Here is a 10,235-nt window from a genome sequence, read left to right as displayed (position 1 = left end):
CGCTTTCAATCAAGAGGTTGAGTATTCCCATCACCCGCTCCATAATGTAAAATGCAAACGCCGAAAGGCGTTTTTTTATGAACGATTGAAATAAATGAATTTTTAAAAAATATCTAGGGAATAAGTATGCTTGCCCTTACCAAATAACGAATCATACATATGTTAATATTAGCTTCAGGCAAAGGAGGGAGCATAAATGAGCGAGGTTGTTGGAGGAGTAGGTTACGGTCACGGTTTGCACAACAATGTAGGTGCTATTCTGGTGCTTTTTATTTTGTTAGTTATTATTTTGAAAGCTTTTTGTTGGTAAGGAATTCAAACCCTCGGGATGCTTATCTTGCTTCACTCATCTAGAATTCCTTCTTGACCGACCGCCCAATAAAGGGCGGTCTTCTTGTATAACTGCATAAAGGATATACGTCCAGCTAGTCCCAATGGTCCTTGACAGTTTGGCCATCTCGAGTGAAGATCAACATAAAAAATAAACTCCCAGGAGGCTAACGATGATGAGCAAAATCAGGATCGGTATGATTGGTTTGGGTGCGCGTGGTATGGGGCTGTTAAAGGGCATTGTTTTACATATGGAAGACGTTGAGGTTGTGGCAGTGTGCGATTTGTACCAGGACCGCTGCGATCAGGCGGCGGACAGCGTGGCGGAGACGGGCACGGCAAGACCGCTTGTGACCCGGGATTACCGCCAAGTGATGGCGCTGGGCAACATCGACGCGGTAGTCATCGGCGCCTCTTGGGCAGAACATACCGAAATCGCGATTGCCGCGATGGAAGCCGGCATCTATGCTGCTTGCGAGGTGGGCGGAGCCTATTCGATCCAAGAATGCTGGAAGCTCGTCGAAGCTTATGAACGCACCCGCGTACCTTGCATGATTATGGAGAACTGTTGTTACGGCCGCGATGAAATGATGGTGCTGAACATGGTGAAGCAGGGTGTACTGGGCGAGATCGTCCACTGTGAGGGCGGCTATCTGCATGATCTGCGGGAAGAGATCGCTTTTGGCAAAGAGAACCGGCATTATCGCCTGAGCAATTACATTCACCGGAACTGCGAAAACTATCCGACGCATGAAATCGGACCGATTGCCAAAATATTGGATATTAACCGCGGGAACCGCATGGTCTCGCTTGTATCGATGGCTTCCAAAGCCAAAGGAATGCAGGCCTATATCCGCAAGGAAAAAAGAGAAGATGCCGAGCTGGCCCAAACCGAGTTCATGCAGGGCGACATCGTGACGACGATCATCAAATGCGCGCATGGCGAGACGATCACAATCACGCTGGATACGACGCTGCCGCGCTATTATTCACGGGGATTCAAGGTACAAGGTACCCAGGGTATGTATTCAGAGGACAACCACTCCATCTATCTGGACGGCATCCATGATGCGTATCATATGGGCTGGAAAGAGCAGTGGGGCAACGTGGAGCAGTTCAGGGAACAGTACGATCATCCTATCTGGAAAAAATATATCTCAGAGGGCGTTAAGGGAGGTCATGACGGCATGGACTGGCTGGTCTTCTCAGACTTCTTCGAAAGCGTCAAAAATGGCTCCGAAACACCGCTGGACGTGTATGACATGGCTGCTTGGATGAGCATTTCGGCATTGTCGGAGGAATCGATTGCCCTCGGCGGGCATCCGGTCGCGATTCCGGATTTTACGAACGGCAAATGGATGACACGTTCATAAGAGCAGAAGCCGCCTAAAGGGCTGGCAAGCATGAAAGCTTGTCAGTCTTTTTTTTCTATATAAAAGTAAGCAAGTGAATTAAATATATAAATTGTGTTGACAGCAGGAATATAGGATGATAATATTATCTCATAATAAAGATACATTGTTTTGAGACAACATCATATTTTTTTTGTAGTATTACCTCCATGTTGAAATATATGATATTAAGAAATATAGAGAGAGGGATGCTCTCTGCTGCGGCCGCATCGTATATTTCATCATCCTTCATGGCAAAATAGGTTTATCCATGTTTTCAACATCCATATCATTTTGGTAAAGGGGAAATTCAAGATGTCTAACGTAAAAACAGCAATTATTTACTACAGCTCCGGCGGAACAAACTATCAATTGGCTCAATGGGCAGCGGAAGGCGCGAAGCAGGCAGGCTCCGAGGTCAAAATCCTGAAAGTGGCCGAAACGGCTCCTCAATCGGCGATCGATTCGAACCCTGCCTGGAAAGCCAATCATGAAGCGACGAAGGACGTTCCTGAAGCAACGTTGGCTGACCTTGAGTGGGCAGACGCCATCATCTTCAGCGTACCAACCCGTTTCGGCAATATGCCGGTCCAAATGAAGCAATTCCTCGATCTTACTGGCGGTCTCTGGTTCCAGGGCAAGCTGGTCAATAAAGTGGTAAGTGCGATGTCTTCGGCACAAAATCCGCATGGCGGTCAGGAAGCAACCCTTCTATCGCTGTACACGACGATGCACCATTGGGGTGCGCTTGTGGCTTCCCCTGGCTTCACGGACCAATCGGTCTTCGGAGCAGGCGGCAACCCTTACGGCACATCTGTAACCGTGGGCCAGGACGGCAAAATGGTCGAAGACGTGAAGGATGCAGTTCTTCATCAGGCGAAACGTACGGTAACCGTTGCTGATTGGGTGAAAAAAGGCATGAGCGGAAGCAACTAATACAATTTTATCGTGTTAAAAAAGGCTGGGCCCGGAAAGCATCTTGATGCTTTAAGGTCCAGCCTTTTCGTATGAGTGTGGCTTACTGCACTTTAATCACGAGTGCGTTGCTGATTTTGCGCCCAGGCGTCGTTAAATATTTGCCGTTATAGTAGAGCCCGCTCGAAGCGCCTCCATCCAGGTTCATCGCCTGGTAAGCCCCGGCTTGACGCATGATCTCAGCCAGCTGCGGAATCGTCGCTCCGCCCGTCGTCAGCAGGATCAGCTTATGGTCCTTGGTGATGCCCAGCGCGCTGCGTGCTCCGCCCCCGGTCAGAATCTTCGGATCCTTAAAGCCTTCCTGCTTGACGTTCAGCGATACCTTGCCATCCACCAAGAGCCGCGGTCCTGCCTGCAGTCCGCCTTCAATGAGCCCCTGGCCGAAGGTCTCCTTAAAATCAGCGCCTGGAATCAAGCGAACGAGCTGATTCTCGTCATACGTAAAAATGACGCGTTTGTCACCAGAGCTTGGCATTTTTACCTCGCCTTTGCTCAGGATGTATCCATAAGGTGCTTTATAGCTCCCGTTCGTATACGCATCGAAGAAGGTACCGTTAATGGCAACGGTCGCTCCGCTGCGTTTGGCGATGCTGCTCAGATCCTCGACCTTTCCAGGCGTATTTCCGGCCAGCACGACGTCCAATTGGACCTGCGGATGCATGAGGGATACAGTCACCATTTGTGTGCTGAAGGTTCTGCCGCCGACTTTAAAGGTCTTCTTCGCTGTCACAATCGGCTTTGGCAGCGCCTGCCCCGCGGGCTTGTTGACCGTAGGAAGCACGGAGGAAGCCCCGGCTGAAGAGATTTTGACGGCGTTAGCCGTTTTCAACCATTCGAGTTTATAGCCGAGCTCTTTGCTTATCAGCTGCAGCGGCACATAGACCGAACCGTTATCGCGGAAAGGCGCATCCTGAAGCGTGACGGGCTTGCCGCCCACGGTAGCTGATTTTTGCCCCAGGGTCATCATGATATGTACATTGCCGTGCGTTACTTGAAGCTGTTTGGCGGCTTCGTCCCACTGTACCGTATTGCCGTCGAAGCCGCTTAGAAAACGAATGGGCACAAAGGAATGATTGCTTTTGGCATCCATGATCACGACGTTCTTGGAAGAAGGCGCGGCCGCAAAAGCGGACGGGATCATAAGAACGAATGCCATAAGTAGGATTGCGATGGTTTTTTTCTTCATGTGAGCTGAGATTCCCCTTATTGTGTGATTTATTCCTGCTATTGTAATATCGGAAATTTCACCCAAAAGATGAAGGGAATTTGGGACTTTGTTCTCAGAGTAAAAAGAACTACTCAGCAGCTACGCGAACATAAAACCGATCTCCATGACGGTCCACATCCACGGGCGACTCAAAGAATTCACTCAGATTACGTGCTGTCAATATTTCCTCCGTCCGGCCGCTGCCCACCGCTTCACCGTTTCTGATCAGCAGCACATGGCTGAAGGCCGGAAGAATCTCTTCCGTATGATGCGTTACGTAAATGAGCGTCGGCGCATCCGGTTGGCGTACCAGTTCGCCGATGCTTTCCAGCAGCCGTTCCCTGGAAAAGATATCAAGTCCGTTACAAGGCTCATCCAGAATCAGAATCCGGGGATTGGCCATCAGCGCGCGTGCGATCAGGAGCTTTTGCTTTTCTCCCTGCGAGCAGGTTCGATATTCACGGTCCCATAAATGATCGCAGCCGAGCATGGTCATCAGCTCACGGGCGCGATCGTAATCCTCGTCGCTTGTTTTGTCATAGAGTCCGATGGTGGCATGCTTGCCGCTGATGACGATGTGCTGCGTCCGGTCCGAGGCATAGAGGCGCTCCTGAAAGGAATTGCTGACCCATCCGATCGATTTGCGCAGCTCGCGCAGATCGACCTCGCCGAACAGATGTCCAAGCACGCTGACGGAGCCTTCCGAGGGCCAGATATACCCGTTGACGATGTTCAGCAGCGTTGTTTTTCCCGAGCCATTCAGCCCGAGCAGGGCCCAGTGTTCCCCTTCTTGCACCTGCCAGCTGACATCCTTCATCAGGGTGTGCTGCCCGCTCTTCCAAGTGATGTGATTGATATCGATGATCATCGTTGATTCCTCTCTTTCCTCCGTGTCTGTTGAAAAGCTTATTCTTTCCATGTTAAAACAAATCTCCGGGCTGTCAATACGCCTGGCCCCAAAATGTCTTTATTAAAGCATGTTACCGTAGGTGTTAGGGGGATGTCGCCGCAATAGGTGCTCGCTTGATGAGCATTTTTTGCTATAATGTCATCAGGTGAAGCGATATGGAAATGAGCGTCCACACGGACCGGATGGAGCTGTTCAAAGGCTCGGACCGGTTCTCCAACGAGCCCCATAATCACGAGCAATATTATCAATTTACGATACCCGTTCAAGGGATCTGCCACTTTATGATGGAAAATAAGCCGTACAAGCTTCAAGAAGGTGAAGGGCTGGTCCAGCACCCGGGAACGGAGCATTACCTGCATTTGGACGAGGACTCCAGTGTCATTATTATCAAATTCGGCCTGGAGGCATTCCAGCTCGGGGATCAGCTTGATGTACTGCCCGAGTTCGCCGAGCTGCAGAGGGTCAATACGGCAGGCCTGTTGCGAAAATTCAAAAGCTGGACCCATGAATTGATGTTCAGCGGAAACAAAGCACATCTTGCTGTGCAGGAAACGGAAATGCAGGTGCTCGAGTATCTGAACAGCACAATGTTAGGCACCATTCCAACCGGTGGATGCCTGGATCGTAACCGTAAATCTCTCGGCCGCGACGATCATCTGGATCAGGTCATCGCTTATATGCACGAATGTTACTCGGATGCCGTCTCCATCGATGATCTCGCCGCGGTCGCGGGGCAAAGCCGGTATCATTTCATGCGCTCGTTCCGCACGTATACAGGCGTATCTCCATACCAGTACCTGCTTCAGCTCAGGATCGAAGACGCGAAGCTGCGGCTCCGGAACACGTCCTCTTCGATTGCGGAGATCAGCTGCAGTCTGGGATTTTCGAGCCCAAGCCAGTTTCACCGCATTTTTTGGAAAAGCGCGGGAACGACGCCCGGTGAATTCAGAAAAAGCGGCAGATAAATGACGCGAAAGAATCGGTGGATTAAGCTATCACTGAAATGCACGATTCCTAAAAAGGAGGCAATGATGATGAGAAAGGAAAGCTTCATTCAGCCGGATCCGGTAAGCTGGTTGCACAAATTCCATTTTTCCATACCGATCAAAGTGCGTTACTGCGAAACCGACATGCTGGGGCATGTGAACAACGTGAGCTACTTCATGTATTTCGAGCAGGGACGGATTGAATACTTCGAGAATTTGGGCTTATTCGATTCGATGTTCGGCACTGAGAAGGTGGCCGTCGTTGCCGACCTGGAATGCCAGTACCTGGCGCAAATGTACCGCAGCGACAAAGTGAACCTGCATGTGCGGGTAGCCTCCATCGGCAGGTCTTCCCTGGACGTCGAATACGCTGTTGTGGTGGAAGACCGGCTGAAGGCGGCCGGACGCGGCGCGATAGTGCTGATCGATTCGGCTACCGGCAAAAGCACGCCGATTCCGGAGGAGGTCCGCGAAGCGATCGCTGCTTTTGAGAAGGATGGACTGGGCGGCATTTAAGCGTCAGTCAGTCAAAGGCACCTGTTTGCGGCAGGTGTTTTTTTGTGAGAAGATACTAGAGGCCAAATCATTTCTATGACATTGGAAATCCTATTTGCACATAAGGAGTTTTACATATGGCGAAATCGAAATTCTACGTGGTATGGGAAGGGAAGAAGCCGGGAATTTACACCTCATGGCCGGAGTGCCAAACGCAGGTGAACGGTTATAAGGATGCGAAATATAAGTCCTACGAGTCCCGCGCCGAGGCTGAAGCGGCATTCAAGGGCGGCTGGAAGGGCAACTGGGGACAGGGCAAATCCTCCCCTTCCTCCAAAGGGACGGGAGCCGGGAAATATCGGAAGAAGGCAGCCCAAGACGAAGAAGAGGAAATCATTTATGACAGCATCTCGGTTGACGTCGGGACCCGCGGCAATCCCGGACCGGTAGAGTACAAAGGGGTCGATACCCAAACGGGTGAGATTCTGTTCTACGTCGGACCCGTGGAGAACGGTACGAACAATCTGGGCGAATTCATCGCAATCGTGCACGGCCTCGCCTACTTGAAGAAACTGGGCAGCACCAAGACCATTTACTCCGACTCGCGTACGGCGCTCGCCTGGATCCGTAATAAGAAGCCTGCCACGACGCTTGCCAGAAACGAATCGACGCGCAAAATCTGGGAAATGACCGACCGTGCGGTGGAGTGGCTGCAAAACAACAAGTACGAGAACAAAATTCTCAAGTGGAATACGGAAAAATGGGGAGAGATCAAGGCGGATTTCGGACGAAAATAGTTTCGGAGCGATTTCGCAGTATAACAGTTAGCCGGCGTTCCATAAGGGGCGCCGGCTTTTTGATTAGATCAGGAGCAGAAGGATGGCGTCGAAGTATTATGCAGGATCCTCGTAGTCCAGCACGACCATCTGATGGCATTCCAGCTCCGGAATGGTATAGTCGACGCGTTCCCCCTGCTGGTGGAAATCAATCGGCGTCATTTGGGGAGCCAGATAGACCCGGCTGACTTTCTCGGGAATCCGCAGCTCCATCGATATGTTGCTTACGGGCAAAATGTCCTCGATAATTTCAATGCCGTCGCCTCTTTTTACGGGAGAAGCATACAGAGTATGCTGCACGTAGCGGTTCTGGCCGGCCTGCTTTTGGAGGGTAACGGAGCCTTGCGCCGGCAGGGAGGTGCGAAGCGTTGACTCCGGCAGCAGCCGGCCCAGTGCGAACAGGACGGTCTCCTTCATGGCCAGGCTCCCTTTGGTGGCATAATCCTCGAATATATTCCACGCGATATAGATGCCGTTTGCACTCTCGGCCATGCCCGGCCCGCCATATTCCCCGCTGTTCGGGGTATGCTGATGCGAGCAGAAAGTGAAAGCATCCCGGTTAAAGTAAGGATTCTCCCTGCGTCCGAGCTCGGTCCCTGTCTCGGTCAGTTCGACCTTTTGACCGCCAGCATAGACAATGAAAGCGGCATTGTCCAGGTGGGCCAAAGGGTGAAGCGGACGGTAATAATCGGGACGATAAGGGTTCGTTCCTGCATGAATGACGCCTAAATCGACGGCGAAGCCATCCCCTTCGGCGCACAGTCCCGATTCTCCCGTAGCAAGTACGCGCCCGCCCTGGGCGAGAAAGGCATTCAGCTTGGGCAGCAGACGCTCACCCACCCGCACATGATCCGGCAGGATCAGCACCCGGTAAGCACTGAAATCACTTTCGAGGTCGATGACATCAAAGAGGATATTCCCTTCAAGTAGCATGCGTACTGCACCTGCATCGGATTGGCCGGTAAAGCTGTCATGGCCTCCATCCGCCGTATGTGCGCCGGCCGCTTCAACGGATAGCAAGGCGACGTCTGCGACGTTCACCGCATCGGTGCACCATGCCTCCTTGGCTTCCACTTCCGCATAGGCCTTACCGATGAGGCTGTAGGTTGCCGCATCCATCTCGCCGAGCGGATGCAGCTGGTCTCCAATGGAGCAAGCCGCGCCATGGGCCAGGCTGAGCGACGTTTCGTAACGGAGGGCATTCGGATGCTTATAGCCGCCGAACTCTCCCCAGCTCGTATGAAACTTTCCGGTCATGCCCAGATATGGCATCCCCAGCGGTTGAACATATCGGGCAGACAACGGGAAGTGGTCGTAGCCCCAGCCTCCGGTAGGCAGGGACTCCAGCTCCAGATGCGTATTCATCTCCGCCAGGTCGCGCCGTCCGCGCCGGATATGGCCTCCGTTATGGAAGATCGGCAGGCCCGGCTGCAACGCGTGCACCGTTTCCTCCACCCGCCGGGTGTAGTTGGCGTATGTACGCTCCCACAAGGGCTGCATCACCTGAAGGTCCCGAGGGTCCTGACCCTCTGCCCGGACGGCAGCGACGCAGCTTGCGCAGTAACATTCCCTTACGCCCACGATGTCCAGAAAGATACCGTCCGCATCGTAGTTCTCCACGACCTCGTCGATTTGGGCGAGCAGAATGTCCAAATAAGGCGTGTTCAGGCAAAATTGATGGTATCCGGGCCTGAACAGATCTCCTTGATCCCCGTAACGTGGACGGATCCACCATTCGGGATGATCGACCGCGAGCCGCTCATCCAGACCGGCAGACAAGTATACAGGCGTTTTGACGCCGATCTCGTGAGCCGCTTCGATCATGGCACCGAGCAGATCGAAGGATAATCCCGGATGCATCTTATTAGCTTTGGATGGATGGTAAGCCCAGCCGTGATGACATTTGGAGAATACTGTTATGGAATCGACATGACCAAGCTGCAGCATCTCCTGAAATTGCCCTTTTTCAAATTGACTGCCTATGCGGTCAATGGCTTCCGAAGTATGAAAGTCGAGATGTACCTGACGAAAACGCATCGCTTATTTCCTCCCTGGTTCCTGAAGTTTCTTTCCTCCATAAGTTAGCGCAAATAAAGTCCGGCTACTATGCGGAATAACGACTTTGTTTAACACGATATCGACTTTTATTCCATGCCCGGTTCGCTTCAATCGTGCTAATATATAACTGAAATCGGAAATAAGATAAAACAATATCGATGTAAGGAGGGGCTGCTTATGAAGTGCTTGGAGCTCGCGATTCCCCCGATGCCATCGCTGTTAACGGTGGGGCACGCGGTCTGGATGCCGGGCAGCTGTCATTTTCGCCGATGCTTTGACGTATACGACGTCATTCTCGTGAAGAAGGGAGGGATGTACATACAGGAGGAGCAGCAGGAATATGCCATCCGGGACGGTCAAATGCTCGTGCTTGAGCCGGGAAAAACGCATTTTGGAACGAAGGCCAGTACGGAAGAGACGGAGGTATACTGGGTGCATTTCAAGCATGCCCCGCCCCTTCAAACGCTCGAAGCGGAAGATATTCCCTGGTCCGCGGTCCTGCCGGAGGGAAGGGACAGCGATACGCAGCCATCCGACCAGACCATGTACATGCCCAAATACGGCGATATACCGTTCGATCGGCTTCAGCAGGTGCTGGACCAGATGAACCGGCTGCACAGGCAGCTGTCGGTGGAACATTCCCTTCAGCTTCAGGCGAGGTTCGGAGAGCTGCTGGAGCTGATGCAGGAGGTGGCCAAGTCCAGACCCGGTTCGCGCTCATCCGCTTTGGCAAACGAGACGGTAACTTACCTGCAAAAGCACTGGAAGGAGCCGTTTCACTCGGCAAAAATGGCAGAGTCCCTACATTTTCAATTCGACCACATCACGCGCTGCATGAAAAAATATACGGGCATGACTCCGCTTCAATATGTGCACCATTTACGGATCACCCATGCGGCAGCGATGTTAGAGCAGACGTCCATGTCCATACAGGAAATCGCGGAGCGGGTAGGGATCCCAAGCGCGAGCTTTTTCGGAAGATTATTCCGGGAACGCCTCGGCATGTCGCCTGGCCAATACCGGGCGCGCAGGCAATGCCAATTGTAG

Annotated in this window: 10 protein-coding genes; 7 read left to right on the top strand and 3 right to left on the bottom strand. The window is 52.2% G+C overall.

Annotated features, from left to right (window positions below; all coding sequences use genetic code 11):
- The first annotated feature begins 196 nt into the window (after positions 1–196).
- From ACTHPM_RS23090 to wrbA, 3 genes are all read left to right on the top strand, one after another.
- Positions 197–310, top strand: coding sequence for a YjcZ family sporulation protein (locus tag ACTHPM_RS23090; RefSeq protein ID WP_440397803.1), 114 nt, complete (start codon positions 197–199; stop codon positions 308–310).
- Between the two features lie 196 nt (positions 311–506).
- Positions 507–1,703 (top strand): Gfo/Idh/MocA family protein, encoded by a 1,197-nt coding sequence (locus ACTHPM_RS23085; RefSeq protein WP_440397802.1) that lies wholly within the window; start codon positions 507–509, stop codon positions 1,701–1,703.
- Positions 1,704–2,036: 333 nt separating this feature from the next.
- Positions 2,037–2,657 carry an NAD(P)H:quinone oxidoreductase gene (wrbA, locus tag ACTHPM_RS23080; protein WP_440397801.1) on the top strand — a complete coding sequence of 207 codons (621 nt, stop codon included), beginning with the start codon at positions 2,037–2,039 and terminating at the stop codon, positions 2,655–2,657.
- A gap of 82 nt (positions 2,658–2,739) precedes the next feature.
- Here wrbA and ACTHPM_RS23075 read toward each other — a convergent pair whose 3' ends face one another.
- Together ACTHPM_RS23075 and ACTHPM_RS23070 are read right to left on the bottom strand one after the other, a co-directional pair.
- Positions 2,740–3,852, bottom strand: coding sequence for a phosphodiester glycosidase family protein (locus ACTHPM_RS23075; protein ID WP_440397800.1), 1,113 nt, complete (start codon positions 3,850–3,852; stop codon positions 2,740–2,742).
- A gap of 139 nt (positions 3,853–3,991) precedes the next feature.
- Positions 3,992–4,771 (bottom strand): ABC transporter ATP-binding protein, encoded by a 780-nt coding sequence (locus ACTHPM_RS23070; protein WP_440397799.1) that lies wholly within the window; start codon positions 4,769–4,771, stop codon positions 3,992–3,994.
- Between the two features lie 197 nt (positions 4,772–4,968).
- Here ACTHPM_RS23070 and ACTHPM_RS23065 point away from each other — a divergent pair, with 197 nt between their 5' ends.
- From ACTHPM_RS23065 to rnhA, 3 genes are all read left to right on the top strand, one after another.
- On the top strand, positions 4,969–5,778 hold the full coding sequence (locus ACTHPM_RS23065; RefSeq protein WP_440397798.1) for a helix-turn-helix domain-containing protein: 810 nt from the start codon (positions 4,969–4,971) through the stop codon (positions 5,776–5,778).
- 69 nt (positions 5,779–5,847) lie between these two features.
- Entirely contained in the window at positions 5,848–6,315 is a 468-nt protein-coding gene (locus tag ACTHPM_RS23060) for an acyl-CoA thioesterase (protein ID WP_440397797.1), read from the top strand.
- Positions 6,316–6,431: 116 nt separating this feature from the next.
- Positions 6,432–7,091, top strand: coding sequence for a ribonuclease H (gene rnhA / locus ACTHPM_RS23055; protein WP_440397796.1), 660 nt, complete (start codon positions 6,432–6,434; stop codon positions 7,089–7,091).
- Positions 7,092–7,187: 96 nt separating this feature from the next.
- Here the strand turns inward: rnhA and ACTHPM_RS23050 are convergent, their stop codons facing one another.
- A complete protein-coding gene (locus ACTHPM_RS23050; RefSeq protein ID WP_440397795.1) occupies positions 7,188–9,167 on the bottom strand; it encodes a beta-galactosidase trimerization domain-containing protein in 1,980 nt (659 codons plus the stop codon).
- A 198-nt stretch (positions 9,168–9,365) separates the two neighbouring features.
- Between ACTHPM_RS23050 and ACTHPM_RS23045 the strand changes: the two genes are divergently transcribed.
- Complete coding sequence (locus ACTHPM_RS23045; protein WP_440397794.1) at positions 9,366–10,235, top strand: helix-turn-helix domain-containing protein; 870 nt, start codon at positions 9,366–9,368, stop codon at positions 10,233–10,235.

Source organism: Paenibacillus sp. SAFN-054, assembly GCF_051966755.1.
GTDB lineage: Bacteria > Bacillota > Bacilli > Paenibacillales > Paenibacillaceae > Paenibacillus_AQ.
Note: the sequence above shows the minus strand (reverse complement) of the source record. Positions and strands in the feature narration are given on the sequence as shown.